This is a genomic window from Arthrobacter sp. 05L44, assembly GCF_056397605.1.
On the sequence record NZ_JBFTNS010000003.1, the window covers coordinates 241792 to 267194 of the forward strand.

Below are 25403 nucleotides of genomic sequence, written 5' to 3' on the forward strand. Positions count from 1 at the left end.
GTTAGTCTGAGGACGGTTGAGCCGTCGGCCATAGACACTTTATTTGGAGTACCTATGGACCAGTCTCTTAACGCCCAAGTCAAGCTCGACGTCGACTCAGACGTCATCCGGATTGATGTCCGCGGCAGCCTCAACCAGAAATCACGCCCGGCCCTGATGCTGTTGATCCAGCGCATCCGCCGCATGGGTTTCACCTCCCACATCCGCGTTGACCTCGCCCACGCCGAGTACGTGGAATCGTCAGCCCTTGCGGGCCTGCGCATCGATCTGAACGACGTCGACCTCCACGCCATTGATGCCGGCCCCGACCGGCTCGACGTCGGTACGGCCATCGTGCCGGTCCGGACCGGCGTATCGCTCGAACTGCAACTCTTCGGCGACGACTTCAACAGGGTTTTCCAGCCGGTGGATCTTTCCGGCGACATGCTGGCCTCCATTGACCGCTCCGGTACCGGTCCGCTGACCCGCTACACCAGTGACGAACTCCTCGCCGCGAGCGACTGCGTCTTCGGGAAGCTTGACGAGCCCTGGAACGGGGGACAGGCGGCCCTGCTGGCCCGTTATGACGACATCGGCGTGGAGCTGAACCGGCGCGAAGCAGGCCGTGAGCCCGAGCCGGTCTAAGCCGGCAGCCCCGCCCCTTGATCGGTTCCGGCCGCACCGGGGCCGGTGTACTGTGCGGCGAAGTAACCGTTTTGTGGGCTGATCCCGCCGTTTTTGCTGCGCCGGAACAGTGGCTACGGTAGGAGTGTGCCGGGTGAGACGGAAGAGACCGACGGGCGGGGACTCGGCGAGGCCGAGGCCCGCGTCCTCCGGCATGCCGCCGACCTCGAGCGCTTTTCGCGGCGGAACTTCCTTTTGGGCGCCGGGGCGTCGTCCGTCCTGGCCGCTGACATGCTGTTCACCCGCCGCGTGCAGACAGAACGGCGCGTCAACAAGATCCTGATGGTCCCGGACGACGAGGCCGAGCTGTACTATCCGCACGCCAGCTGGTTCCTCTTCCCGGGCTACAAGACCAGCTGGGAAGAAGCCCAGTGGATCCTAAACTCTCTGCGCGGCTCGCTGAACAAACGGGGGCAACTGGCCGCCGTCGGCTACTCCAACGTGGGCCTCGACATCGACCAGATCGTGATCGCGGTCATCGAACACATCCGCGCCCGCCACCTCGACACCGTTTACTTCTACGGCCACAGCTTCGGCGGGATGGTGGCGGTGCAGGTCGCGGCCCGGTTGCTGGAACTGCACGGCGTCCAGGTGTCCTTCATCCTGCTCGACTCGAGCCCCGCCAGCAGGTCCGACGTCCTGGACCAGAGCTGGTTCGAGGGCGTGGTCTTCCTCTACGAGAGCGGTTTCCGGTTCCCCACCGTGCTGCGCGGCAGCTACGAACTCGGGGAGCGGGTGCTGAACAAACACGAACGCAGCTGGGGCCAGATCCTGGACCAGACCCTGGAGCAGCTTTCACCGATCGCTCCGTCCAGCGTGCTGATCCAGACCGAATCCGCGTATATCTACCACTTCGACCTGAACCGCTTCGTCGGCAAACTGGGTGACGCGAAGATGGCGTTCATCGGCAACCCCAAGGACCAGACGGTCAGCTACGAGACGGCCCGCGACACGTGGATGCTGCGGTTCAAGGCCAACATGGTCTCCGACTCCCTGCGGACGGACGGGGCCATCCCGGCCCATGCCAGCCCGCAGTGGAGCCCGGCCGTCTACCGGCCGCTCATCGACAAACTCGAGGACGAGTTCCTGCCGTTGCCGTCGGGCGGCGGCAAGAAGACCGCGTTCTAGCGGGAGGCGGCGCCGGCCGCCGCCGGTTGGCGGCCCGCCGGCGTCGGCCGCGCTTAGATCTGGTTCTTCAGGTCCGCGACGGAGTTAAGGACCTGGTTGGGCCGGAACGGGTAGGCCGCGATGTCGTCCCGGTGCGTGATGCCGCTGAGCACCAGGACGGTGTGCAGCCCGGCTTCCATACCGGCAATGATGTCCGTGTCCATCCGGTCGCCGATCATGGCCGTGGTCTCGGAGTGCGCGTCGATCTGGTTCATGGCCGAGCGGAACATCATCGGGTTGGGCTTGCCGACGATGTAGGGTTCACGCCCGGTGGCCTTGGTGATGAGCGCCGCGATCGCCCCGGTCGCCGGCATGGGGCCGTCCTTGGACGGGCCGGTGGCGTCCGGGTTTGTGGCGATGAACCGGGCGCCGCCCAGGATCAGCCGGATCGCGGTGGTGATGGCCTCGAAGGAATAGGTCCGGGTCTCGCCCAGCACCACGAAGTCCGGGTCCTGGTCGGTGAGGATAAAGCCGGCCTCATGCAGCGCCGTCGTAAGCCCTGCCTCGCCGATCGTGTAGGCGCGGTTACCGGATTCGGAGCCGCGCACCTGATCCTTGAGGAACTGGGCCGTCGCCAGGGCTGACGTCCAGATGTTCTCTTCCGGGATTTCCAGGCCGGAACTCTTCAGCCGTGCGGCGAGGTCCCGGGGCGTGAAGATCGAGTTGTTGGTCAGGACCAGGAAGCGCTTGGAGGTGTCCACCCAGCGCTGGATGAGCTCGGAGGCGCCGGGGATCGGCTGGTTCTCGTGGACCAGGACGCCGTCCATATCGGTCAGCCAGCACTCGATCTCCTGGCCGCTGCGGTACACCGAAAACGTGGACCGCACGTCGTCGGCGTCCGAACGCTGGTCTGTCCCGTGGTCTTCGTACTGGTCCGCCATGGTGCCCTCCGCCGATAGTGTGCCGCTTCCGGTCCCAGTCTAATGTTGAGTGGTGACTGAACCCGAGACCCCCAGCGAAGCCCCCGCCGGTACCGAGGCCGCTCCGGACGGCGATCAGGAGCCCAAAGCGGAGGTCGGCGTCGGACCCTGGCAGGGGCAGTGGCCGGAGGGCGAACACTGGGACCCGGACCTGCTCGCCGACGGGGACCGCCGCAACGTGGTGGATAAATACCGGTACTGGAAGCACGAGGCGATCGTTGCCGAGCTCGATTCCCGCCGGCACAACTTCCACATCGCCATTGAAAACTGGCAGCACGACATGAACATCGGCACCGTGGTCCGCACCGCCAACGCGTTCCTGGCCAAGGAAGTCCACATCATCGGACGACGCCGGTGGAACCGCCGCGGTGCCATGGTCACCGACCGCTACCAGCACGTCCGTCACCACCCCACCGTGGAGGATTTCGTCGCCTGGGCGCAGGACGAGGGGCTGGCCGTGATCGGGATCGACATCTTCCCCGACTCCGTCCCGCTCGAAACTTACGAGCTTCCCCGGGACTGCGTCCTGGTGTTCGGCCAGGAGGGCCCGGGCCTGACGCCGGAAGTGCACGAGGCCGCGGTGGCGACCCTCTCGATCGAGCAGTTTGGATCCACCCGCTCCATCAACGCCGCCTCCGCTGCCGCCATCGCGATGCACGCCTGGATCCGCCGGCACGTGTTCGGCCAGATAGTTTCCTGAGGCACCTATAGTCAGAACGGGTTTTGCCGTTTAGGCTCTGGCGTGTGTGGGCGCAAAGGGCGCCCGCCTAGGGGAAGACATCTCATGAAGACGGTCTCTACTTCTCTACTTCGCAATCCCGGCGCGCCACCCGGTTCCTGGCGCTTGGTACATCCCTTGCCTTTGCCATCGGCCTGACCGCCACGGCGGCCGTGGCCGCCCCGCCGACGCCCCCGCCGTCGAATAACTCCCCGGGGTCAGTGCCGCCCTGGGCCGGTTCCCGCACCAAGACCGGCACCCCGCTGAGCAACACCACGGTCGAGGGCGAGATCTACCTGAACCTGCCCGACGCCGGAGCGGCCAAGGCGTTCGCGACGGCCGTGTCCACGCCGGGGAACCCGCAGTACCAGCAGTACCTTTCGGCTCCGGACTGGATCGCCAAATACGGGCCGGCCAAAGCCGACGTCGCGGCGCTCGTTGACTACCTGAAGGGCCAGGGCATGGTGGTCACTTCGGTCCCCGCGAGTGGTCTCTACGTGGTTTTCCGTGGCACGGTTGCCCAGATCAATGCGGCCTTCAGCACCACCGAGCAGACCTACACCTTCCAGGGCCAGAGCCTGATCGGCCCGTCCACCGCGCCCTCCCTGCCCGCGGCGCTCTCGGCCAAGGTCCTGGGGATCTCCATCGACCAGGGCCGGCTGCTGACCCGCCCCTCGCTGGCGACGCCCGGGGCGTCGGACCAGGCCCAGGCCTCCGGCAAACCGGTCGGCGCGCCGCCGGTTGACGCGCCGTGCTCGAACTACTGGGAGCAGAACAAAGTCACGGTTCCGGCAGCGTACGGCTCCACGAGGTTCGGCACCGCCATCTGCGGCTACACGCCGGCCCAGCTGCAGGGCGCTTACGGGGTAACGTCCCCGTCCGACGCCGGCGCGGGCCAGACGGTGGCGATCATCGACGCCTACGCTTCGCCAAGCATCGAATCGGACGCGAACACGTACTCGCAGAAGAACGGGCTCCCGGCCTTCAAGGCCGGGCAGTACCGGCAAATCGTGCCGGACTCCCGTATGTTCATGGACCAGGCCCTGTGCGGACAGCCCAGCGGCTGGCAGGGCGAACAGACCCTCGACGTCGAGGCCGTCCACGGACTCGCCCCGGCCGCTAACATCCTCTACGTCGGCGGCAACAACTGCGGCGCCGGAATCGACGTGGCGATGTCCACCATCCTGGACCAGAAGCTCAGCACCATCGTCAGCAACAGCTACGGCTACGTCGGGGAGGCGGTCTCGCAAAACGCGCTGCTGGGCATGCAGAACATCCACCTCCAGGCAGCCGGGGAGGGAATCGGGCTCTACTTCTCCAGCGGCGACAACGGCGACGAGAAGGCGAGCCTGGGCTACGCTTCACCGGACTTCCCGGCCAGCTCCCCGTTCGTCACGGCGGTCGGCGGGACCAGCCTGGCGGTCGACAAGGACAACGGCTACCTGTTCGAAACGGGCTGGGGAACCACGCGGAACAGGATCGTCCCGAACGCCGACGGCACCCTCGGCTACGCCGGCGGGTTGCCGGGAGTATTCCGCTTCGGCGCCGGCGGGGGAACCAGTGCGCAGTTCGCCCAGCCCGGCTACCAGCAGGGCACGGTCCCGGCCGGCCTGGCCAACGGCTACCGGGTCTCACCGGATGTCGCCTCGCTGGCCGATCCCTATACCGGCTACCAGGTGGGCCTCAGCCCCATCACCAACGACCACGTCCTGAAGACCGGCGCCTATGAAACGACGGGATACGGCGGAACCTCGCTGGCCTGCCCGCTGACGGCGGCGCAGATGGCAATCGCGCAGGCCGCCACCGGCAGGACCGTTGGCTTCGCCAACCCGGCCATCTACGCGGCGGCGAAGACCGGCAGCTCCGGAGTGCGGGACGTGGCTCCCCAGTCAACCCCGCGGGCCATGGTCTTTTCCAGCCCGATCAGTGGCAACAGCTACCTGATCGGCACGGACCACGACACGTCGCTGGAGACCGCGCCGGGATATGACGACGTGACCGGCGTGGGCAGCATGAATGTCCGCTTCGCGATGAGCATCGCCGGAGGGTAGCCGCACGGCCCCGCGGCGAACCCCGATGTGGGGCGCCAGCACACAGTGAGGAAGCGTCTGGTGCCGGGCCCGGGAACATTTCCCGGGCCCGGCTTCACGTATTCGGCTCCGGGGCACTCGTGGCTAGGATGTAGATAGCCATGTAGCTACCACTGCTTTCGACGAGGAGTCAGCATGCCCATTGCAACCCCAGAGATCTACTCCGAGATGATCGACCGCGCAAAGACGGGTGGCTTCGCGTTCCCCGCCGTCAACGTCACCTCCTCCCAGACCCTGAACGCCGCACTGCGCGGCTTCGCCGAGGCCGAGTCCGACGGCATCGTCCAGGTCTCCACCGGCGGTGCGGCCTACTGGTCCGGCGCCACCACCAAGGACATGGTGGCCGGCTCCCTGGGCTTCGCCGCGTTCGCCCGCGAGGTTGCCAAGAACTACGGCGTGAACATCGCCCTGCACACTGACCACTGCCCCAAGGACAAGCTGGACGGCTTCGTCCTGCCGCTGCTCGCCGCCTCCGAGGCCGAGGTGAAGGCCGGACGTAACCCGCTCTTCAACTCGCACATGTGGGACGGCTCCGCCGAAACCCTGCAGGAGAACCTCCGCATCGCCCGTGAACTCCTCCAGCGCACCGCCGCCGCCAAGATGATCCTCGAGGTCGAGATCGGCACGGTCGGCGGCGAGGAAGACGGCGTCGAGAACGCCATCAACGACAAGCTCTACACCACGGTCGAGGACGCCCTGGCGACCATCGACGCCCTCGGCTCGGGCGAGAACGGCCGCTACATCACGGCCCTGACCTTCGGCAACGTGCACGGCGTGTACAAGCCGGGCGGGGTCAAGCTGCGCCCGGAGATCCTCAAGGACATCCAGGAGCAGGTGGGCGCCAAGATCGGCAAAGCCAACCCGTTCGACCTCGTCTTCCACGGCGGCTCCGGCTCCTCGGACAAGGAAATCGCGGACGCGGTGTCCTACGGCGTCATCAAGATGAACATCGACACCGACACCCAGTACGCCTACACCCGTCCGGTGGTGGACCACATGTTCCGCAACTACGACGGCGTCCTGAAGGTTGACGGCGAGGTCGGCAGCAAGAAGCTCTACGATCCCCGCGTCTGGGGCGCGTCCGCTGAGGCAGGCCTGGCCGCCCGCGTGGTCGAGGCTGCCCAGCAGCTCGGCTCCACCGGCAAGACGTTCTAGCCGTGTCTGACGAGTTCCGCAAGAACCTGATGGGCCCCGAGCCCACGCTCCTGCCGGCCGAGACCGAGGTCAACGCCGGCCTGGATGCGGGCCACGAGGCCCTGGACCTGGTGGAGCAGCACCCGACGTCGTCGCTGCTCTGGGCCGTGCTGGCCGAGGAGGCGTGGAAAGAGGGCCGGACCATCGACTCCTACGCCTACGCCCGCGTCGGCTACCACCGTGGTCTGGACGCGCTGCGCCGCAACGGCTGGCGCGGCGCCGGCCCCATCCCGTGGGAGCACGAACCCAACCGCGGGTTCCTGCGCGCCCTGTACTCGCTGGGCCGGGCCTCGGCCGCCATCGGCGAGGCGGAGGAACCCGAACGGATCGAAAAGTTCCTCAAGGACTCCGATCCCACCGCCAAAGCAGCCATCGAGGCGCAGGGCTGACGGTTTAACGAACGACGGCGGGCGTCCACCTTAGGGTGGGCGCCCGCCGTCGTTCGTGGGGTAGGCCCACGCCCGCCGGGTCCCCTGGCCGAGCTTGCGAGGCGAGGGTGCGGGTGGGGACTAGCTGGCTTTGGCCAGGCCGGTCCGGGCCATGGCGTCGGCGTAAGCCACACGCATGTCCTCGAGGTACTGTTCCTGGCGGGCCGGGGTGCCGGCGAACGCGCGGCCGCTGAGGGAACGGACCTTGTAGGTCTTTAGGCCGCGGCGCCAGATCATGGGCACCTCGGTCTTGAGCAGCAGGTTGGCCAAACGGTTGGCCTCGGTGCCGTGCGCAACGATCACGGACGCACGCGGGACCAGGGCCAGGAACTTCAGCAGCGGCTTCAGGCCGGCCGAGATCTGGTCCGGGGTGAACTTGCCGTTGGGTTCGCCGCCGACGTGCCAGGGGTGCACGTTCCAGGGCATCACGTACTCCGGGCGCAGGCCCAGCTTCCACTGGACACCCAGCATGCGGGTGCCCGCTTCCTCGTCACCGGGGGTGATGAAGCCGGACGGGTCAGCGGTGCCGATGTTCGAGTACAGGCTGATGATGCGGCACTCGTCGATGTCGTGCGCGGGATCCACGTAGGGGACGGTGGTGCCAGCTTTGGCGGTCTGCAGTGCGTCGCACAATTCGTTGACCGGCGCGACATTAGCGTCGTAGCGCCGGCTGAGGAGCTGTTCGCGGAAATTTTCAGTGGCCAGGGCTGTCATGTATTGCTGGGTCTCCTGCGGGATTGGTAAAGCCGCCACACCGGCTGCGGGCACGCCAAAGGGAGGGCGCGCGGGGCCGGTGTGGTGTGAAAATGTGGTGTGGACCGATTCCTGATCGGTCCTCACCAGTCTAGCAAGCCCCGGGTGATGCCCGGCGTGTCGCCCGCCAATCCGGCGGCCGCCGGGCACCTCCGGCGGCCGCCGGCGGGTGGGCTAGCAGGGTCGACCTACCAGAGCCGCCGGCTGGCCCGCCGTGCGCCCTCGCCCAGGGCCTCGAGCTTGGCGAAGGCGATCTGCGGATGCACGCGGCCGCCGAGTCCGCAATCCGTGGAAGCAATGACGTTTTCGCGGCCCACCAGATCGGCGAAGCGGATGATCCGGTCTGCCACCAGGTCCGGGTGCTCCACGACGTTGGTGGCGTGCGAGACGACGCCGGGAATGATCGACTTCCCCTCGGGGAGCCTGGTGTCCTCCCAGACCCGCCACTCGTGTTCGTGCCGCGCATTGGCGGCCTCGAAAGAGTAGGCGCCGGCGTTGACCTGGAGGACCGATCCGACGATGTCCGCGAACGGGATGTCCGTGGTGTGCGGCCCGTGCCAGGACCCCCAGCAGACGTGCAGCCGGATCTTGTCCTGGGGAAGGTCCCGCAGMGCCCAGTTGGTGGCCTCGACCCGGAGCTGGATGAACTTCAGGTAGTCCTCGAGGCTCGGCTCCGGATTGATCTGGTCCCAGCTCTCGGCCAGGGACGGATCGTCCAGCTGGACCGTCAGCCCGGCATCGATGATGGCCTTGTATTCCTCCCGCATCGCATCCGCGCAGGCGTGCAGGAGCTCCTCGTCGCTGGTGTAGTACTCGTTGGCGACCCGGGCGCAGGAACCGGGGGAGAGGGAGGCGACGAACCCGTCGGTGAGGCCGGCCGCGGCCAGCCCGGTCTTGAGGTTGGTGATGTCCGAGGCCACGAGGGCCTGCCCGGTGTAGGTCAGCGGCCCCGCGATCTTGGGCTGCGTGACGCTCTTGCGGTGGGCCAGGATGCCCGACGACGGATCGTTGTAGGCGTCGTTGAACGCCTGCCGGTCGCGGCGGTCCGGGAAGGAAGTCAGGACGATGTGTCCCGGCGAGGACCGGTGCACCTTGGCATCGGCCCAGCGGTCCACCTCAGTCGGTTCCAGGCCGCCGAGCCGGGAGAACGAGTAGTTCCACCACGCGCCGTAGTCCACGGTGCTGGACATGGTGTGCCCGTACTCGCCGTCGTTCGGGATATCGATCCCCAGGTCCTTCTGGCGCTGCACAACATCCACCACGGAGGTCTCCAGCAGGTCCAGGAACTCGGGGGTGACACCGTCGGCCTCCTTCGCCTCATTGGCGGCGATCAGCTCCGGAGTGCGCGGCAGCGAGCCGGCATGGGTAACCCGGATGTGGTCGGTATTCGGGGTCAGTGCGTTCTGGGACACGGCAGGGAATCCTTTCCATCGGTCCTGGCGGTAGCACCGTGGCCGGGCGGGCGTCACGGCGGCGCCTCTCGGGCGCCGCACGGGCGTGCGGCCGGCAGGGTTGCTGCGGCGTCAACGGTCCAGGTCCCTCGGCCGCTCGGGATGGTCCCTCCCACTCAAATCCACGCCGCGCCCCGCCGCAAGTCGTGCCCACAATGTGTCGGTACCGCCGCGGGCGAAGGTGCCGCCCGGCTTTCCCCGCCGGTGCCCTGCCGGCCGGACGCCGCGTCCACGCAGGGAGACAAAACGGTGCCGGCCGCCGTTTTCGGCTAAACTTGGGTGGTAAGAGCCCCGGACTCTGGCGTTGATGTACAGATCGTAGTGGTACTGCGCACAGCGGTAGATTCGGGGCATTCTCATGAACGGCGCTGAGCTGCGGTGACCACCTGGTGCATCACCTGCAGAGCGGCCCGAACGAATGGGGGAGGATCCCATGCCAGCAATCGTGATCGTCGGAGCCCAGTGGGGCGACGAAGGCAAAGGTAAGGCCACTGACCTGCTCGGCGGGCGGGTCGACTACGTCGTCAAGCCCAACGGCGGCAACAACGCCGGGCACACGGTTGTCGTGGGCGGTGAGAAGTACGAGCTGAAGCTCCTTCCGGCCGGCATCCTGAGCCCGAATGCGGTCCCGGTGATCGGCAACGGCTGCGTGGTGAACCTTGAAGCCCTGTTCCAGGAGATCGACGGCCTCGAAGCCCGCGGCGCGGACACCTCCAAGCTCCGCGTCTCCGCCAACGCCCACCTGGTGGCGCCCTACCACCAGGTCCTGGACAAGGTCACCGAACGGTTCCTCGGCAGCCGCGCCATCGGCACCACCGGCCGCGGCATCGGCCCGGCCTACATGGACAAGGTGGCCCGCCTCGGCATCCGGGTCCAGGACGTTTTTGACGCGTCCATCCTGCGCCAGAAGGTCGAAGGCTCGCTCCGGCAGAAGAACGAGCTCCTGGTCAAGGTTTACAACCGCCGCGACATCGAAGTCGACGAGATCGTGGAGTACTTCCTGTCCTACGCGGACCGCCTCCGCCCCCTGGTCATCGACAGCACCTTCGTGCTGAACAAGGCGCTGGACGAGGGCAAGGTGGTCCTGATGGAGGGCGGCCAGGCCACGTTCCTCGACGTCGACCACGGCACCTACCCGTTCGTGACCTCCTCGAACCCGACCGCCGGCGGCGCCTCCGTGGGCTCCGGCATCGGCCCCACCCGGATTTCCCGCTCCATCGGCATCATCAAGGCGTACACCACCCGGGTGGGCGCCGGACCGTTCCCGACGGAGCTGTTCGACGACATGGGCGTGTACCTGCAGAAGACCGGCGGCGAATTCGGTGTCAACACCGGCCGTCCGCGCCGCTGTGGCTGGTACGACGCCGTCCTGGCCCGCCACGCCTCCCGCGTCAACGGCTTCACCGACTACTTCGTCACCAAGCTGGACGTGCTGACCGGCATCGAGCAGATCCCGGTCTGCGTGGCGTACGACGTCGACGGCGTCCGGCACGATGAGATGCCGATGACCCAGACCGAGTTCCACCACGCCAAGCCGATCTTCGAGTACTTCGAGGGCTGGACCGAGGACATCACCGGCGCCCGCACCCTGGACGACCTGCCGGAGAACGCCCGGAACTACGTGCTGGCCCTTGAGAAGCTCTCCGGCACCCGCTTCTCGGCGATCGGCGTCGGACCGGACCGCGACCAGACGATCGTGGTCAACGACCTCATCAACGACTAGCGGCTCGACAGGATCCCCGGCGCTCCGGCAGCCGGACTCCGGCGGCCAGACGACGGCGGCGGCCCACCCCACGGTGGTCCGCCGCCGTCGGGGTTAAGCCGCGGAGCCCGGGAATTCCCGGCATTGCGGCCGTCCATAGTACGGCCCTCCGCCCCGCCCTGCGGCCGGCCGGCGGGGCCCAAAAAAGAATTTTGAATCCTGCGTAACCTTTTGGACCCTCCCGGCGATTACCTCTTTGTAAGCGCCGCCCGGAGCCCTGGTCCCCCCATCAGGTCCGGCCGGCCTTGTAGCGAAAGATCCGAGGAGCGCCTGCCCCCATCAGGCGCCCGGGACTTCGAGTGAAAGATCCGACGGGCGCCTGCCCCCATCAGGTGCCGACTGGACTTCGACTGTAAGCGCCGGCCGGCGCCTGCCCCCATCAGGTGCCGGCCGGCCTTCAACCAACCAAAGGATGTACGTTTTTCATGAAGAGTGTTAGCAAGACCACCAAGATTGCTGTCGGCGCCGCTATTCTCGCGGTCGGAGGCTTCTCCGGAATCGGGCTGGCCAACGCCGCCCAGATGTCCAGCACCCAGCAGGCTGAAGTGAACCACGCTACGCCCGCCACCCCGGCCGTTCCGGCTGTTCCGGCAACCCCCGCGCTGCCGTCGGCCCCGGCCACCCCTGCTGTTCCTGCGGTTCCCGCAGTGCCGGCCACCCCGAACGCTGACGGCTCCGCCAAGGGCGACGCCGACGTCGAGGGTACCGACGGTGCCGCTGAAGGCTCTGTCTCCGCTGACAAGGACGGCGTCACCGTTGACGGTGCCGCCAACGCCAAGGGCGCTGCTGAGGCCAAGGCCCACGCCGGCGTGACCGTCGCTACCCCGGCTGTTCCCGGTGCCAAGGGCGTCCCGGCCACCCCGGCCGTGCCCGCTGTTCCGTCTGCTGAGCAGCCGAAGCTCAACAAGTAGCACGAAAGCGCCTCCTTTCGGAGGCAACGGGGTGCGGCCGCTAGACTATCGGGGGCCGCACCCCCCTTGCAGTAACGGAAGGACAGCCTCTTGGCAGACCAGCTGAGCGACGACGAACTGTCAGCCGCTTTGGCTGGCGACCCGTCAGGATTCAGCGCTGTCTACACCGTAATGTCCCCGGCCGTACTGGGGTACTTCCGGGCCAAGGGCGTCGACGACGCCGAGGCCCTCACCCAAGACGTGTTTGTGGACGTTCTGCCCAAACTCGAAAACGTCACCGGCGGCCGCGCCGGACTCCGGACCTTCATCTTCTCGGTCGCGCACGCACGGCTGGTTGACCACTACCGGCGCTCCGAACGGACCCCGCACCTGGCCGAATACGATCCGCTGAACGACGCGCGGCTCTCGGCTTCAGCGGAGGACGTGGCACTCGGATCGCTGGGCGGCCTGTCCCACATTCTTTCCCGGCTCAACGAGGAGCAACGGGAAGTTCTGGTCCTGCGGATTGTCGCGGACCTCTCCATCGAACAGGTGGCCGGCATCATGGGCAAAACCCCGGGTGCCATCAAACAGCTTCAGCGGCGCGGGCTCACTGCCCTGCGCGAACTGGTAACCGAAAAGGACCACGCAGCATCATGACCGGCACGCGCAACCCCCAGCAGGATGGCAGCATCCAGGCGATGCTCCGCGACTCCGGCCTTGAATCTGCCACCGAACTCCGCAGCACCCTCGAGCAGCTCCAGTCGCTGGCCGCTGAACCGGCTCCGGCGCCCCGGGCCGACCTCGCCGCCCTGCTGGCTGGCGGTTCGTCGGGCGCAGGTGCAACCGGCGCCGGGTCCGTTCCGGACACCGGCGCTGAGTCCCTCCCGGCGGGTGTGAGCAGCCTGGCTGCCCGGCGCCGTGTGAGCAAACGACGGATGGCGCTGATCGGCGGAGCCGTGGTGGGTGCCATGAGCCTCGGGGCCGGCGCGGTGGCCGCGTCCAGCCATGACTTCCGGGCCAACGTGGGCCACACGCTGGGCATCATCTTCCAGCCCGCCGCCCCGACCCGGACACCGGCGCCCGTAACATCCGCACCCTCCGAGGTCCCGGCCGTCCCGGCGCCGGTCCCGGCGGGCACATCCCCGGCCGCCACGGCCCCGGGAACCCCGGCCACCGAGGCCACAGCGCACGCGCCGAAGCGGCAGGGCGCGGCGCCCACGGCACCTGCTGTCGGCCGCGGCGGGGTCCTGCCTACGCCCCCACACCGGCCTGTGACGCCGGGCGTTCCGGGCCACAACGGCCGCGGCCTGAATCCGGCACCGTTGCCGACACTGCCGGCCGTCCCGACTGCCTTCCCCACCACCAAGCCGTAGCCCGGCTGTAGTGCGGGGCCGCAGGGTCCGCCGGCAGGCCGGACGCTCAGCCTGGGCGGAGCGCCGGGCGGCGCGGGCGACCTTCGCCCGGGGCCTGGCGGCCTAGGCCAGGACCTGGCGCCGGGAGGAAATGACCCCGGTATCAAAGCCGGCCAGGTGCAGGCCGCCGTGGAAACGGGCATGCTCAATCTTCACGCAGCGGTCCATCACCACGTCCAGCCCGGCCGCTTCGGCTTCCTTCGCCACATCCTCATGCCACGAGCCGAGCTGCAGCCACAGGGTCTTGGCGCCTGCCGCGACGGCCTCGTCCAGCACCCCGGGAAGGTCGTCGTGTTTGCGGAAAACGTCCACAATGTCCGGGCTCTCGGGCAGGTCCGCAAGCGATGCGTACGTCGGTTCGCCCAGGATCTCCTTGACCACCGGGTTCACGAAATAGACCTTGTACCGAGTGGAGGACTGCAGGTACGTCGCCACGAAGTAGCTCGCGCGGGAGGGCTTGTCCGAGGCGCCCACTATGGCGATCGACTTCGCCTGGCGCAGCAGGGCCAGGCGTTCCGGCGCGGACGGTCCCGTCCAGGTGCGGGTTGCTTCAGTCATCAGTTCGCTCCAATCGTGCACGCTTCGGCCGACAGTGCATCCGCACACGGCTTAGACACACCGCCTCGTTCCTCGGCGGCGCGATGCGCCGCTTCCGCGGATACACCGTCGGCCGCCATGTCAGACGCCGCGTCCAGGGCCTGGTCCAGGTCCCACAGGATGTCCTCAATGTCCTCGAGGCCCACGGAGATCCGGACCAGGTCCTCCGGGACGCCGGCTGATTCGAGCTGTTCCGGGCTGAGCTGCTGGTGGGTGGTGGAGCCGGGGTGGATCACCAGCGTCCGCGAGTCGCCCACGTTGGCCAGGTGCGAAGCCAACTGCAGGGATTCGATGAACTTCCGGCCCGCGGCCCGGCCGCCCTTGACGCCGAAGGAGAACACGGAGCCCGGGCCCAGCGGCAGGTACTTCTTGGCGCGCTCGAAATGCGGGTGGGAGGGCAGCCCGGAGAAGTTCACATAAGCCACGCGCTCGTCGGCTTCCAGCCATTCGGCCACGGCCTGGGCGTTCCGGAGGTGTTCATCCAGACGCTGGGGGAGCGTCTCCACGCCCTGCAGCAACTGGAAGGCGGACTGCGGGGACAGGGCGGGGCCGATGTCGCGCAGCTGTTCGCAGCGCAGCTTGGTGAGGAACCCGTACTCGCCGAAGTTGCCCCACCAGGAGACGTTGCCGTAGGAGGCCACCGGCTCGGTCATGGTGGGGAACTTGCCGTTGCCCCAGTCGAAGCGGCCGCTCTCGACGATCACGCCGCCCAGGGTGGTGCCGTGGCCGCCAAGGAACTTCGTGGCGGAGTGGATCACAATGTCCGCCCCGTGCTCGATCGGCCGCACGAGGTACGGGGTGCTCAAGGTGGCGTCGACCACCAGCGGAATACCGGCGTCGTGCGCCACCTGCGCCAGGCCTGCCAGGTCCTGGACCTCCGACGACGGGTTGGCCACCACCTCCACGAAGATCGCCTTGGTGTTGTCCCGGACCGCCGCGGCGTAGTCTGCCGGGTCGGTGCCGGCCACGAATGTGGTGTCGACGCCGAAACGGCGCAGCGTGACATCCAGCTGGGTCACGGTGCCGCCGTAGAGCTGGGAGGCCGCGACAATGTGGTCGCCGGCCTGGGTGAGCGCGGCAAAGGTGATGAACTCCGCGGCCATGCCCGACGACGTCGCGACCGCGCCAATGCCGCCCTCGAGGGAGGCGATACGTTCCTCGAACGCGGCCACCGTGGGGTTGCCGATGCGGGAGTAGATGTTCCCGTACTTCTGCAGCGCGAACAGGTTCGCGGCGTCCTGGGTGTCCTTGAACACGAAGGACGTGGTCTGGTAGATCGGCACTGCGCGGGCGCCGTGCTCGGCGTCGGGCGTCCCGCCGGCGTGCAGGGCGCGGGTGCGGAAACCAAAGGTGCGGTCGGCCATTACGCGTTCACCTCAATCTTGGTGACAGGAGTGGATGGGCCCACGCCCGCAGGGTTCCCTGGCCGAGCTTGCGAGGCTAGGGGGCGGGTGGGGACCAGTTCGGTGCCGTGCTTGCGGGCCAGGTCCGCCTCGAGCTCCCGGACGATCGGCAGGACATCCCGGCCGAACGCGGCCACCTCCTCCTGGAAGTGCAGGTAGCCGGTCAGGAACAGGTTCACGCCGATCTTCTTGTACGCCACGATCCGCTCCGCGATCTGCTCCGGCGTGCCGATCAGCTGGGTCTTGAAGCCGTCGTTGTACTGGACCAGGTCCTCGAAACTGGAGTCGGCCCACATGCCCTTGCCGTCCTTCGTGGACGCACCGGCTTCCTGGACCGCGGCGCGGAACCCCTCGACGGCGGCCTTGTGTGCCTTCGCGACGATCTCGCGGAGGGTGTCCCGGGCCTCCTTTTCCGAATTCCGGGCGATGACAAAGCCGTTCAGGCCGAACCTGGGTGCGGGCAGGGCACCGCCGGCGCCGCGGCGCGTTTCCGCGGCTGCGGCCACCACTCCGGCGATGTTGTCCTTGAACCCCTCCAGGTCCTTGCCGTTGGAGAAGTACCAGTCCGCCACGCGGCCGGCCGTGGCCTGCGCCGCTGTGGAATTGCCGCCGAAGAAAATCTCCGGGTGCGCGCGGCCGGGCACGTCCACCGGGGACGGCTGCAGGGTGAAATCGGTGATGTTGTAGTACTTTCCACTCTGGCTGTAGGCCTCTTCGGTCCAGAGTCCGCGCAGCACCCGAATGAATTCCTCGGTGCGGACGTAGCGCTCATCGTGTTCGAGCCATTCGAGGCCAAAGTTTTCGAACTCGGCCTTCAGCCAACCGGAGACGATGTTCACGGCGGCACGGCCGTTGGAGATGTGGTCCGCGGTGATGATGAACTTCGCCAGGACGCCGGGGTGCCACATGCCCGGGTGCACGGCCGAGATCACCTTGAGCCGTTCGGTCGCGGCGAGCAGGGCGAGGCTGAACGAGGTCGCCTCATGCTGCTTGTCCGCGCCGTAGGAGGCTGCGTAGCGCGTCTGGGTGAGGGCGTATTCAAAGCCGGAGTCCTCGGCGATCCGGGCGAGCTTCTTGTTGTAGTCGAAGTCCCAGCCGGTGCGTTGTTCGATGGTGGAGACCACCAGGCCGCCGGACACGTTCGGGACCCAGTAGGCGAACTTGAGCGGTTCGGAGAGACGGGCGACGCTGCTGATGTCAGTCATGAGGTTCCTAACTTCTGGGGTGTGGCGGGGATGCTGTTGCGGTCACGGAGGGCGGCCTGGATGCCGGCGATCGACGGTTCGTTCTGCAGCGACGTGGTGTCGCCGAGCTCGGTGCCCTCGAAGAGCTGCGTCAGCAGCCGGCGCATGATCTTGCCGCTGCGGGTCTTGGGGACATCGGGCACAACGACGACGTCTCGCGGCTTTGCGATCGGCCCGATCGCCTTCGCCACATGCGCCTTCAAATCGGCGGTGATTCCCTCCGTGAACGCTAAGCGGCGGGAGGGGATCGCTGCCGACTCGCGGAGGACCACGTATGCGACGATGGCGTGCCCGGTTTTGGCGTCGGCGACCGGGCAGACGCCGGCTTCCACCACGTCCGGGTGGGACACGAGGGCCGATTCGATTTCGATGGTGGAGAGCAGATGGCCGGAAACGTTCAGGGTGTCGTCCACCCGCCCGAGGATCCAGATGTCGCCGTCGTCGTCGTACTTGGCACCGTCTCCGGCGAGGAACCAGCCCTGCTGCGCGTACTGGCGCCAGTACGAGTCGTAGTAGCGGGCCGGATTGCCCCACACGGTCCGGGCGATCGCCGGGCCGGGGGAGTCCACCACAATAAAGCCCTGCACGCCCGGCGGAACCGTGGCGCCGGCGTCGTCGACGATCCGGGTGCTCACGCCGGGCAGCGGGCGGGCCGCGCAGCCGGGTTTGAACGAGGAGTCGGTCGGGGCGGGCGAGAGGATGGTGGCGCCGGTCTCGGACTGCCACCAGGTGTCCACCACGGGGGCGGTTCCGGCGCCGATGTTGGCCCGGAACCAGCGCCAAGCCTCGGGGTTTATCGCCTCGCCCACCGTGCCGAGGAGGCGGATCGAGGAGAGGTCGTACGTGTCCGGGACACCCTCGGGGAACCAGCCCATCAGGGACCGGACCAGGGTGGGCGCGGTGTAGTACTGCGTCACCCCGTAGCGTTCGATGATTTCAAAGTGCCGGCCCGGGTGCGGGGTGTTGGGGGTGCCCTCGAAGATCACCTGCGTGGCGCCGTTGGAGAGCGGGCCGTAGAGCTCGTAGGTATGCGCCGTAACCCAGGCCAGGTCCGCCGTGCACCAGTGGACATCCCGGTCGCGGAGGGCAGGGTCCGGGTTGCTGAAGAGGTGCTCGAAACTCCAGGACGCCTGGGTGAGGTAGCCCCCGGAGGTGTGGACCAGGCCCTTCGGCTTCCCGGTGGTCCCCGAGGTGTACATGATGAACAGCGGCGTCTCGGCGTCGAAGGCCTCGGCGGTGTGGGCATCCGACGCGGCGCCGACGGCGTCGTGCCACCAGACGTCGCGGCCCGCGGTCATCGGGACCGTGTCCAGCTCACCGGCCGGGGTGGTCCGGTTGACCACCAGGACGTGTTCGATCGCGTTCGTGCCGGCGACGGCGGCGTCCGCGTTGGCCTTAACCGGGACGGCAGCTCCCCGCCGGAACTGGCCGTCGGTGGTGACCAGCAGCTTGGCGCCGGTGTCCTCCACCCGGAACCTCAGGGCCTCCGCGGAGAACCCGCCGAAGACCAGGGAATGGATGGCACCGATGCGGGCCACTGCCAGGGTGATGATCACGGTCTCGGGGATCACGGGCAGGTAGATGACCACCCGGTCGCCCTTGGCGATGCCGAGGTCCAGCAGGGCATTGGCAGCCTTGGCCACCTCGCGCTGCAACTCGGCGTACGTGACAGTGCGGCGGTCGCCGGGCTCGCCCTCAAAGAACAGGGCCACCTTGTCCCCGCGTCCCGCCGCTACATGGCGGTCGACGCAGTTGTAGGCGACGTTGAGCTTGCCGCCGTCGAACCAGCTGATCTCCGGGCCGTGGCCGGCCGCGGGATCGGCCGGGACCCGGCGGTAGGCGGTGTGCCAGGGTTTGGTTTCGCCGGCGGCCGGCTGAGCCCAGTCGAGACGGAGCGCCTGGGTTTCCCAGAACGCCACAGAATCCGGCTCGGGCGTGGCCGCCGCGCCCGCGCCCGGGACCCGGACGGGAGCGGGCAGGGTGGACGTGGTTTCAGGGGTCATGTGCAGCACTCCATCGGTCCTGGCAGTAGCACCCTCGCCGTGGCGGGGGTTGCTGCGGCTTCATAGGTCCAGGTCCCTCAGCCGCTCGGGATGGTCACTACCTACTAGAACCGAGATGCACGATTCTGCAAAATCCAGCCACACGTTGCTGTAATATTCACTGGCGCTCCTGATGTGGTATCAAAATCAGTCATTTATTCGACAATCGTGCGCGCCGGGCGCAGGAGTAGGGTTAATGCATGGTCCACGTTAACGATCCGGCAGTCATTGAGCGCCTTATGCGAACCAAGGGCACGTGGGCGGTGGTGGGCCTGACCACCAATGAATGGCGGTCGGCCTTTGAGGTCTCCTTGTACGTCCGCGACCGTATGGGCATGGACATCATCCCCGTCAACCTCCCGGGCGACGACGTCCACGGGGAAACTGGGTACCGGTCCCTGGCGGAGATCCCCGCCGCGAAACACCCGATCGACGTCGTGGACTGCTTCGTCAACTCCGGGAAGGTGGGCGCCGTCATTGATGAGGCCATCGCCATCGGCGCCAAGGCCGTCTGGCTGCAGCTGGGCGTCTTCGATGACGCCGCGGTTTCACGCGCCACGGCCGCCGGACTGGACGTCGTGGTCAACGAGTGCCCCGCCCGGCTGGGGTGGCGGATAGGCCTCTAGCGGCGCACCCAGCACCTGCCGCACGGCGCAACGGGAGTCGGTTACAAAATGTGACCGACTTTTTCCGTATTCGCCGCCTGCCGTGTGAGATGGACTCGTAACCATCCCGAGCGGCTGAGAGATCTGGCTCTGTGACGCCGCAGCAACCCCCTCATTGAGGACGGTGCTACCGCCAGGACCGATGGAGAAGGCGCCGTCTTCCGCTCGGATTTGCGGCCCACGCGGCTTGAATCCCGGAAGCAGCGCTTTCCCGGCATACGCCAGGAGACCGCATATGAGTACTGAAACCCGCCCGCAGAAAATGACCGGGAAGGTGGCCGTTGCCAGCTTCATCGGCACCACCATCGAGGGGTACGACTTCGTCCTGTACGGCCTGGCCGCAGCGACCGTCTTCGGCCCGCTGTTCTTCGCCCCGGCCGCCCCGCTCGTGGGCACCATCGCAGCCTTCGCCACCTACGCCGTCGGCTTCGTCGCGCGGCCGATCGGCGGCGTGCTGGGCGGGCACTACGGCGACAGGATCGGCCGGAAGAGCGTGCTCGTGGCGTCCCTGCTCCTGACCGGGCTCGCGACCACGGCCATCGGGCTCCTGCCCACCTACGCCCAGCTCGGCTGGGTGGCGCCGGCGCTCCTGCTCCTGCTGCGCGTGGTCCAGGGCATCGGCTACGGGGCCGAATGGGCCGGCGCGGCCCTTATGACCGTCGAGCACGCGGCGCCGAAGAAGCGCGGACTGACCTCCAGCGCCACCCAGCTGGGCCCCACCTCCGGGATGCTCCTGGCCACCGGCGTCCTGCTGGTCCTGGAAAACTCCCTGAGCGACGAGCAGTTCCTGGCGTGGGGCTGGCGCGTCCCGTTCGTCGCGAGCCTCCTGCTGGTGGCCGTGGGCCTGGTCATCCGGCTCTCGGTCGAGGACAGCCCGGAGTTCAAGCACGTCCAGACGGTCCAGACCGTCGCGGCCCGCCCCGTGGTGGAGAGCTTCAAAACCCACCCCCGCCAGATCCTGCTGACCACCGGCCTCCGCATCGCCCAGAACGCGTTCTACTACGTGTACACCGTGTTCATCCTGACGTACCTGACCCAGGTGCCCGGCACGGACCGGAACACCGGCCTGACCGCCGTCCTGGTCGCCTCCGCGCTGGGCCTTGTCACCGTGCCGCTATGGGGCGCCCTGTCCGACCGGTTCGGCCGCCGCTCGGTCTATCTCTTCGGCGCCGTGGCCAGTGCTGCGGCGATCATCCCGTTCTTCTGGCTCCTGGACACCGGCAACATCCTGCTGATCATCCTCGGCGTCGTCGTCGGCCTCAACATCGGCCACGACGCCATGTACGGCCCGCAGGCGGCGTTCTTCTCCGAGCTGTTCAGCACCCGCGTCCGGTTCAGCGGCGTCTCCATCGGCTACCAGATCGGTTCCGTGCTCGGCGGCGGCCTGGCGCCGCTGGTGGCGACGGCCCTGCTGGCGGCCGGCGGCGGAAACCCGGTCTGGGTAGTCGTTTACTTCCTGGCGGTCTCCGCGATCACCATCGTCGCGACCCTGAAATCCCCGGAAACGAAGGACCGCGCCCTCGGAGCGACCGAACTGCCGGCCGAGGCACCCGCCGCCGCCGTACCCGCAGACCGGGAACCCGCCGTCGTGCGCTGACGACAGCCGCCGCGAACCCACATTGCCTGATTCACTTTGCACGGAAAGGGGCCCTATGGCCACCGTCGATACCGCACACTCCGAGGGACGTCCAAGGCTGCTGCTGAGCGCCTTCGTTATGAACACCACCAGCCACATTATGGGCGGCCAATGGCGGCACCCGGCGGCGCAGCAGCACCGCTTCAACGAACTGGAGCTGTGGACCGGCCTGGCCCGGCAGCTGGAGGACGCCAAATTCGACGTGATGTTCTTCGCGGACGTGGTGGGGCTCTACGGCAACGACGACGGCGGCTGGGCCGGGCATTTGCGCCGCGGCATGCAGGTCCCGGCGAACGATCCCCTGATCCTCCTCGGCGCCCTCGCCGCGACCACACGCCACCTCGGCCTGGCCGCGACGTCGTCGGTGGTCCAGAGCCACCCGTTCCAGTTCGCCCGGCAGATCTCCACCCTGGACCACCTTTCCCAGGGCCGTGCGGCGTGGAACATCGTGACCAGCGCGGCCGAAAACGCCCACCGGAACTTCGGCGACGGCCTCGTCGCGCACGATGACCGCTACGCCTGGGCCGACGAATACGTGTCCGCCGCGTACAAACTGTGGGAAGGGTCCTGGGACGACGGCGCGCTGGTGCAGGACAAGGAAAACGGCATCCACGCCGATCCGGACAAGGTCCACAAGATCTACCACCGCGGCGACCGGTACTCGATCGACGGGCCGCACCTGTCCGCGCCGTCGCCGCAGCGCACGCCCGTGCTGTTCCAGGCCGGGAGCTCCGGCCGCGGGCAGCAGTTCTGCGCCGCCCACGCCGAAGCCACGTTTATGCTCTCCCCGAACCCGGCCGCCGCGGCCGAGTACACGGCCTCGGTCCGGCAGCAGGCCGTGGCCGCCGGCCGGCTCGCCGGGGACGTGAAGTTCTTCCAAGGGCTGCACTTCATCGTCGGCAGCACCGAGGCCGAAGCCGCGCGCAAGGCAGCGGACCTGGACGAGTACCTGGATTCCGGCGCGCTGATCGCCCACATCGGCGGCGGGGCCGGCGTGGACCTCGGCGGCCTGGACCTCGACACCCCGCTGGGTGAATTCCACACGGAAGGCACCCAGGGGCACCTGGACAGCCTGCGCAAGTCCGTTCCGGGCGGCAACCCGACGCTGCGGGACGTCGCGAATTTCCGCAGCCGGGCGCACCGGGTCCTCGGCACCCCGGAACAGATCGTGGACCGCCTCGAGGAGTGGCAGGACGCCGGGGTGGACGGGATCAACATCATCAACCAGCTGATTCCTGACTCCTACACCGACTTCATCGAACAGGTCATGCCGGAGCTGCGCCGCCGCGGCCTCGCCCAGGAGGAGTACGCCGAGGGCACGCTCCGCGAAAAACTGTTCGGTACCGGGGGGAACGGCGCCGCCCTCAACGACCGGCACCCGGCCCGCAGCTACCGCGGCGCCTTCACGGCCAGCTCGGCAACGGCCGAGCAGGCCCAGACCCTGGAGGCCGCACGATGAGCGAGGCAGTGACAACCACCGGCACCTCGGCGGATACCTTTGCAGGCGTTTCTGCCGAGGCCGCATACGAGAAGCTGGCGCAGCGTTTCCGGCCCGTCTTCGCCCGCATCGCAGAGGGCGCCCTGGCCCGGGAGCAGGACCGTGTCCTGCCGTTTGAGCAGGTCCGCTGGCTGAACGCCGAGGGCTTCGGGCGGCTGCGGGTGCCGGTTGAACACGGCGGCGACGGGATCGGCTTTGAGCCGTTCTTCCGGTTGCTCATCGAATTGGCGGAAGCGGATTCCTCCGTGGCCCACCTGTACCGCTCCCACTTCGCGTTCGTCGAGACGGTCGGCCTGGAGTCGGCCGCGTTCCGGGAGCGCTGGTACCCGAAAGTGGTGGCCGGCCAGATCTTCGGGAACGCGGCCACGGAAAAGTCCGGAAACGCCCTGGGGACGACCGGGACCACACTGACGCCGCACGGCGGGGACTGGCTGCTCAACGGCCGGAAGTTCTACACCACGGGGACCATTTTTGCCGAGTGGATTGCCGTGATGGCCAGCACCGAAGGAGTGGAGGGCCGGCAGTACGCCGTAGTCAGCACCACCCAGCCGGGCGTCGAAATCCTGGACGACTGGGACGGGTTCGGCCAACAGCTCACCGGAACCGGCACCACCATCTTCCGGGACGCGCTCGTTCCTGACGCCAACATCATCCGGCGCTCCGAATCCACCACCCACGAGCCCGCCTTCTTCCAACTTGTCCTGCTCGCCGTCATGGCCGGCATCGGCCGGGCGGCGCTGGCGGACGCCCGAGCGCTGGTCCGGGACCGCAAACGCACGTTCAATACCGGCTCCGGAGAGCTCTTCCGCAGCGACCCGCTGATCCTGCAGCTCGTGGGACAGCTCTCCGCCAAGGTCTTCGCCGCCGAATCAGTGGTGCTGGCCGCAGCCCGGGAACTCGACGCCGGCGCCGATCCGGAGCTTGAGCTGACCCCGGACCAGCGCTACGTCCGCGGCGAAATCGCCGTCGAGAAAGCCCAGCTGCTGGTGCCCGAACTGGTCCAGTCCGCGGCCCAGCAGCTCTTCGACGTGACCGGAGCCTCCGCCACGTCGAGGTCGAAGTCGCTGGACCGGCACTGGCGCAACGCCCGGACCGTCGCCACCCACAACCCGGCCGTGTTCAAGGCCCGCACGGTGGGCGACTACGAGGTCAACGGCACCACTCCGGAGGGGCTGCACAGCATCGGCGATGCCCGCACGGCAGGGTCCGGCGGGTAAGGGTCGTACCCGGCGGATAGGCTCGGTGTATGGACGTAGCCACCCTCCGCGGGATCTGTCTGGGGTTTCCCGGCGCCTTTGAGGATTTCCCCTTCGGCCCCGAGACCTCGGTATTCAAGGTGCGGGCCGCGGTGTCCGGCGGCGCCCGGCATGAGGCAAAGATGTTCGCGGCCTCCACCATGGACCCGGACGAGTTCTCCGTGAGCCTCAAATGCGAGCCTGCCCTGGCCGAACAGCTGAGGGCCGCGCACCCGGAGATCACCGGCGCCTGGCACATGAACAAGACCCACTGGAATGGGGTCCGGCTCGACGGATCGCTGCCGGATTCGATGGTCCGGGACATGGTGGAGGACTCCTACGACCTCGTGGTGGCCACCCTGAGCCGGCGCCAGCAGGAGCAGCTTGGCTGGGGCCGCCTCTCCCGCGGGGGCGGCGCGTGAGCGGCGAGTCCGCCGGCCGGATCGCGCGGGGAGCGTTGAACTATCCGGGCATAGGCCTCACCGAGCACGGCCAGGCTCCGGAAGGCTTCCCGTGCCTGGTCTCCTGGGCCCACCTCGGCGACGGGCCGGACACCTTCCAGCGGGTGGCGCGGGGAATCCTCGCCTGGGAGCTGCAAAAACGGTCCGGGCGGCGCGTCCGTACCGAGACCGACGCCGTGGTGCCCGGAGCGCGGGTGGTGAGCGGATTCGGCGTCGGCCCCTTCCGGATCAACGCGCCGTGCGAGGTCGTGTGGGTGCACCCGCCCGAACCCGGCGGCGGCCCGCAAAGCGCGGGGTTCGGGTATGGCACCCTGCCCGGCCATCCGGAGCGCGGCGAGGAAGCATTCGAGGTCGGGATCGACGCCGCCGGGCGGGTATCGCTGAGCATCACGGCCTTCAGCAGGCACTCCAATTGGTTCTACGCCGCCGGCGGCCTCCTGGCCCGGGCGGCGCAGCGGCACGTCACTTCCCGATACATTGAAGAGGCACGTCAACTCGCCGCAGGTGAAAGCTGATCAGGAGAACGTACATGCTGGACCAGACAACCCTTGACCAATTGTGGGACTTCGATGACCCCGCCGGCTCCGAATCCCGCTTCCGGGCCGCCGCAGCCGATGACCGCTACGACACCGACGAACGGGCCGAACTCGCCACCCAGCTGGGCCGGGCCATCGGCCTGCAGGGCCGGTTCGAGGAGGCCGATGCGCTCCTGGACGCCGTCGACGGGGACGAACCCACCGTCGCCGTGCGGGTCCTGCTGGAACGCGGCCGGGTGCTCAACTCCAGCGGCCACCCCGAGATGGCCGTCCCGCTGTTCGAGCAGGCTGCGGAACTCGCGGACCACCTGGGCGAGGAGTTCCTGGCCGTGGACGGGCTGCACATGCTCGCCATCGCGGACTCCGCCCACGCCGAGACGTGGACAAGAAGCGCCCTGGAGTACGCGTCCACGGTCCACGATGCCCGGACCAAACGCTGGATGGTGGCCCTGCACAACAACCTCGGCTGGACCCTGCACGACGCCGGCCGGTGCACGGAGGCGATGGTCGAATTCCAGCTCGCCGAGCAGTGGGCCGAACGGGTCGGCACGCCGCGGCAGCAGGAACTGGCCCGCGAAGCCATCGACGCCTGCTGACCCTTCCCCCGCAAGAACAAACCCCCGATGTACCCACAC

Annotated in this window: 24 protein-coding genes and 2 riboswitches; of the genes, 17 read left to right on the forward strand and 7 right to left on the reverse strand. The window is 68.0% G+C overall.

What is annotated here, in order from left to right; all coding sequences use genetic code 11:
• The first annotated feature begins 54 nt into the window (after positions 1-54).
• Together AC1DHY_RS09910 and AC1DHY_RS09915 are read left to right on the forward strand one after the other, a co-directional pair.
• Complete coding sequence (locus tag AC1DHY_RS09910; protein WP_476903544.1) at positions 55-624, forward strand: hypothetical protein; 570 nt, start codon at positions 55-57, stop codon at positions 622-624.
• A gap of 126 nt (positions 625-750) precedes the next feature.
• Positions 751-1791 carry a thioesterase domain-containing protein gene (locus AC1DHY_RS09915; RefSeq protein ID WP_476879242.1) on the forward strand — a complete coding sequence of 347 codons (1041 nt, stop codon included), beginning with the start codon at positions 751-753 and terminating at the stop codon, positions 1789-1791.
• Positions 1792-1844: 53 nt separating this feature from the next.
• Here AC1DHY_RS09915 and AC1DHY_RS09920 read toward each other — a convergent pair whose 3' ends face one another.
• Positions 1845-2711: an HAD-IIA family hydrolase gene (locus tag AC1DHY_RS09920; protein WP_476879243.1), complete on the reverse strand. Its 867-nt coding sequence runs from the start codon at positions 2709-2711 to the stop codon at positions 1845-1847.
• Between the two features lie 52 nt (positions 2712-2763).
• Between AC1DHY_RS09920 and AC1DHY_RS09925 the strand changes: the two genes are divergently transcribed.
• The 4 genes from AC1DHY_RS09925 (at position 2764) to AC1DHY_RS09940 (ending at position 7141) form a co-directional block, all read left to right on the forward strand.
• Complete coding sequence (locus AC1DHY_RS09925; RefSeq protein WP_476879244.1) at positions 2764-3450, forward strand: TrmH family RNA methyltransferase; 687 nt, start codon at positions 2764-2766, stop codon at positions 3448-3450.
• Positions 3451-3689: 239 nt separating this feature from the next.
• Positions 3690-5519 (forward strand): S53 family peptidase, encoded by a 1830-nt coding sequence (locus AC1DHY_RS09930; protein ID WP_476879245.1) that lies wholly within the window; start codon positions 3690-3692, stop codon positions 5517-5519.
• 174 nt (positions 5520-5693) lie between these two features.
• Positions 5694-6713, forward strand: coding sequence for a class II fructose-bisphosphate aldolase (gene fbaA / locus AC1DHY_RS09935; protein ID WP_476879246.1), 1020 nt, complete (start codon positions 5694-5696; stop codon positions 6711-6713).
• A 2-nt stretch (positions 6714-6715) separates the two neighbouring features.
• Positions 6716-7141, forward strand: coding sequence for a DUF3151 domain-containing protein (locus tag AC1DHY_RS09940; protein ID WP_476879247.1), 426 nt, complete (start codon positions 6716-6718; stop codon positions 7139-7141).
• Between the two features lie 120 nt (positions 7142-7261).
• Here the strand turns inward: AC1DHY_RS09940 and AC1DHY_RS09945 are convergent, their stop codons facing one another.
• Both AC1DHY_RS09945 and AC1DHY_RS09950 read right to left on the reverse strand, forming a co-directional pair.
• Positions 7262-7894 (reverse strand): uracil-DNA glycosylase family protein, encoded by a 633-nt coding sequence (locus tag AC1DHY_RS09945; RefSeq protein WP_476879248.1) that lies wholly within the window; start codon positions 7892-7894, stop codon positions 7262-7264.
• 227 nt (positions 7895-8121) lie between these two features.
• On the reverse strand, positions 8122-9330 hold the full coding sequence (locus AC1DHY_RS09950; protein WP_476879252.1) for a cobalamin-independent methionine synthase II family protein: 1209 nt from the start codon (positions 9328-9330) through the stop codon (positions 8122-8124).
• A 487-nt stretch (positions 9331-9817) separates the two neighbouring features.
• Here AC1DHY_RS09950 and AC1DHY_RS09955 point away from each other — a divergent pair, with 487 nt between their 5' ends.
• The 4 genes from AC1DHY_RS09955 to AC1DHY_RS09970 all read left to right on the forward strand — a co-directional run bounded on the left by AC1DHY_RS09955 (position 9818) and on the right by AC1DHY_RS09970 (position 13412).
• Positions 9818-11107: an adenylosuccinate synthase gene (locus AC1DHY_RS09955; RefSeq protein WP_476879249.1), complete on the forward strand. Its 1290-nt coding sequence runs from the start codon at positions 9818-9820 to the stop codon at positions 11105-11107.
• Positions 11108-11571: 464 nt separating this feature from the next.
• Positions 11572-12057, forward strand: a complete 486-nt coding sequence (locus tag AC1DHY_RS09960) for a hypothetical protein (protein WP_476879250.1) — start codon at positions 11572-11574, stop codon at positions 12055-12057.
• Between the two features lie 90 nt (positions 12058-12147).
• The gene (locus AC1DHY_RS09965; protein WP_476903545.1) at positions 12148-12696 is read left to right on the forward strand and encodes an RNA polymerase sigma factor; all 549 of its coding nucleotides are present in this window, start codon (positions 12148-12150) and stop codon (positions 12694-12696) included.
• Positions 12693-13412 (forward strand): hypothetical protein, encoded by a 720-nt coding sequence (locus AC1DHY_RS09970; RefSeq protein WP_476903546.1) that lies wholly within the window; start codon positions 12693-12695, stop codon positions 13410-13412. The genes AC1DHY_RS09965 and AC1DHY_RS09970 overlap by 4 nt, the downstream gene beginning before the upstream one ends.
• A gap of 102 nt (positions 13413-13514) precedes the next feature.
• On the opposite strand, the gene AC1DHY_RS09975 is transcribed toward AC1DHY_RS09970, so the two are convergent.
• Genes AC1DHY_RS09975 through acs form a run of 4 tightly spaced genes read right to left on the reverse strand, consistent with a single transcriptional unit; the run spans position 13515 to position 18698 of the window.
• Positions 13515-14009: a CoA-binding protein gene (locus AC1DHY_RS09975; protein WP_476880654.1), complete on the reverse strand. Its 495-nt coding sequence runs from the start codon at positions 14007-14009 to the stop codon at positions 13515-13517.
• On the reverse strand, positions 14009-15412 hold the full coding sequence (locus AC1DHY_RS09980; protein WP_476903547.1) for an O-acetylhomoserine aminocarboxypropyltransferase/cysteine synthase family protein: 1404 nt from the start codon (positions 15410-15412) through the stop codon (positions 14009-14011). Before AC1DHY_RS09980 ends, AC1DHY_RS09975 begins: the two co-directional genes overlap by 1 nt.
• Positions 15412-16656 carry a dimethylsulfone monooxygenase SfnG gene (gene sfnG, locus AC1DHY_RS09985; protein WP_476903548.1) on the reverse strand — a complete coding sequence of 415 codons (1245 nt, stop codon included), beginning with the start codon at positions 16654-16656 and terminating at the stop codon, positions 15412-15414. The genes AC1DHY_RS09980 and sfnG overlap by 1 nt, the downstream gene beginning before the upstream one ends.
• On the reverse strand, positions 16653-18698 hold the full coding sequence (gene acs, locus AC1DHY_RS09990) for an acetate--CoA ligase (protein WP_476903549.1): 2046 nt from the start codon (positions 18696-18698) through the stop codon (positions 16653-16655). The genes sfnG and acs overlap by 4 nt, the downstream gene beginning before the upstream one ends.
• A gap of 7 nt (positions 18699-18705) precedes the next feature.
• Positions 18706-18795: riboswitch (SAM riboswitch) on the reverse strand.
• Between the two features lie 142 nt (positions 18796-18937).
• Between acs and AC1DHY_RS09995 the strand changes: the two genes are divergently transcribed.
• From AC1DHY_RS09995 to AC1DHY_RS10025, 7 genes are all read left to right on the forward strand, one after another.
• Positions 18938-19363, forward strand: a complete 426-nt coding sequence (locus AC1DHY_RS09995) for a CoA-binding protein (RefSeq protein ID WP_476880309.1) — start codon at positions 18938-18940, stop codon at positions 19361-19363.
• 98 nt (positions 19364-19461) lie between these two features.
• Positions 19462-19551, forward strand: a riboswitch (SAM riboswitch).
• A gap of 86 nt (positions 19552-19637) precedes the next feature.
• On the forward strand, positions 19638-20999 hold the full coding sequence (locus AC1DHY_RS10000) for an MFS transporter (RefSeq protein WP_476903550.1): 1362 nt from the start codon (positions 19638-19640) through the stop codon (positions 20997-20999).
• A 55-nt stretch (positions 21000-21054) separates the two neighbouring features.
• Positions 21055-22497: an LLM class flavin-dependent oxidoreductase gene (locus AC1DHY_RS10005; protein ID WP_476880383.1), complete on the forward strand. Its 1443-nt coding sequence runs from the start codon at positions 21055-21057 to the stop codon at positions 22495-22497.
• The gene (locus AC1DHY_RS10010; RefSeq protein ID WP_476880382.1) at positions 22494-23753 is read left to right on the forward strand and encodes an acyl-CoA dehydrogenase family protein; all 1260 of its coding nucleotides are present in this window, start codon (positions 22494-22496) and stop codon (positions 23751-23753) included. The genes AC1DHY_RS10005 and AC1DHY_RS10010 overlap by 4 nt, the downstream gene beginning before the upstream one ends.
• 29 nt (positions 23754-23782) lie before the next feature.
• Positions 23783-24193, forward strand: a complete 411-nt coding sequence (locus tag AC1DHY_RS10015) for an MmcQ/YjbR family DNA-binding protein (protein WP_476880381.1) — start codon at positions 23783-23785, stop codon at positions 24191-24193.
• A complete protein-coding gene (locus tag AC1DHY_RS10020; RefSeq protein WP_476903551.1) occupies positions 24190-24747 on the forward strand; it encodes a DUF1990 family protein in 558 nt (185 codons plus the stop codon). Before AC1DHY_RS10015 ends, AC1DHY_RS10020 begins: the two co-directional genes overlap by 4 nt.
• Positions 24748-24761: 14 nt before the next feature.
• Positions 24762-25364 (forward strand): hypothetical protein, encoded by a 603-nt coding sequence (locus AC1DHY_RS10025; protein ID WP_476903552.1) that lies wholly within the window; start codon positions 24762-24764, stop codon positions 25362-25364.
• Positions 25365-25403: the final 39 nt, after the last annotated feature.

Bases quoted from the DNA above. Each gene is read 5' to 3' on its own strand.
- AC1DHY_RS09910 (WP_476903544.1), top strand. From the start codon at position 55: ATGGACCAGTCTCTTAACGCCCAAGTCAAGCTCGACGTCGACTCAGAC.
- AC1DHY_RS09920 (WP_476879243.1), bottom strand. From the start codon at position 2,711: ATGGCGGACCAGTACGAAGACCACGGGACAGACCAGCGTTCGGACGCC.
- fbaA (WP_476879246.1), top strand. From the start codon at position 5,694: ATGCCCATTGCAACCCCAGAGATCTACTCCGAGATGATCGACCGCGCA.
- AC1DHY_RS09945 (WP_476879248.1), bottom strand. From the start codon at position 7,894: ATGACAGCCCTGGCCACTGAAAATTTCCGCGAACAGCTCCTCAGCCGG.
- AC1DHY_RS09955 (WP_476879249.1), top strand. From the start codon at position 9,818: ATGCCAGCAATCGTGATCGTCGGAGCCCAGTGGGGCGACGAAGGCAAA.
- AC1DHY_RS09960 (WP_476879250.1), top strand. From the start codon at position 11,572: ATGAAGAGTGTTAGCAAGACCACCAAGATTGCTGTCGGCGCCGCTATT.
- AC1DHY_RS09970 (WP_476903546.1), top strand. From the start codon at position 12,693: ATGACCGGCACGCGCAACCCCCAGCAGGATGGCAGCATCCAGGCGATG.
- AC1DHY_RS09975 (WP_476880654.1), bottom strand. From the start codon at position 14,009: ATGACTGAAGCAACCCGCACCTGGACGGGACCGTCCGCGCCGGAACGC.
- AC1DHY_RS09980 (WP_476903547.1), bottom strand. From the start codon at position 15,412: ATGGCCGACCGCACCTTTGGTTTCCGCACCCGCGCCCTGCACGCCGGC.
- sfnG (WP_476903548.1), bottom strand. From the start codon at position 16,656: ATGACTGACATCAGCAGCGTCGCCCGTCTCTCCGAACCGCTCAAGTTC.
- acs (WP_476903549.1), bottom strand. From the start codon at position 18,698: ATGACCCCTGAAACCACGTCCACCCTGCCCGCTCCCGTCCGGGTCCCG.
- AC1DHY_RS09995 (WP_476880309.1), top strand. From the start codon at position 18,938: ATGGTCCACGTTAACGATCCGGCAGTCATTGAGCGCCTTATGCGAACC.
- AC1DHY_RS10000 (WP_476903550.1), top strand. From the start codon at position 19,638: ATGAGTACTGAAACCCGCCCGCAGAAAATGACCGGGAAGGTGGCCGTT.
- AC1DHY_RS10005 (WP_476880383.1), top strand. From the start codon at position 21,055: ATGGCCACCGTCGATACCGCACACTCCGAGGGACGTCCAAGGCTGCTG.
- AC1DHY_RS10010 (WP_476880382.1), top strand. From the start codon at position 22,494: ATGAGCGAGGCAGTGACAACCACCGGCACCTCGGCGGATACCTTTGCA.
- AC1DHY_RS10015 (WP_476880381.1), top strand. From the start codon at position 23,783: ATGGACGTAGCCACCCTCCGCGGGATCTGTCTGGGGTTTCCCGGCGCC.
- AC1DHY_RS10025 (WP_476903552.1), top strand. From the start codon at position 24,762: ATGCTGGACCAGACAACCCTTGACCAATTGTGGGACTTCGATGACCCC.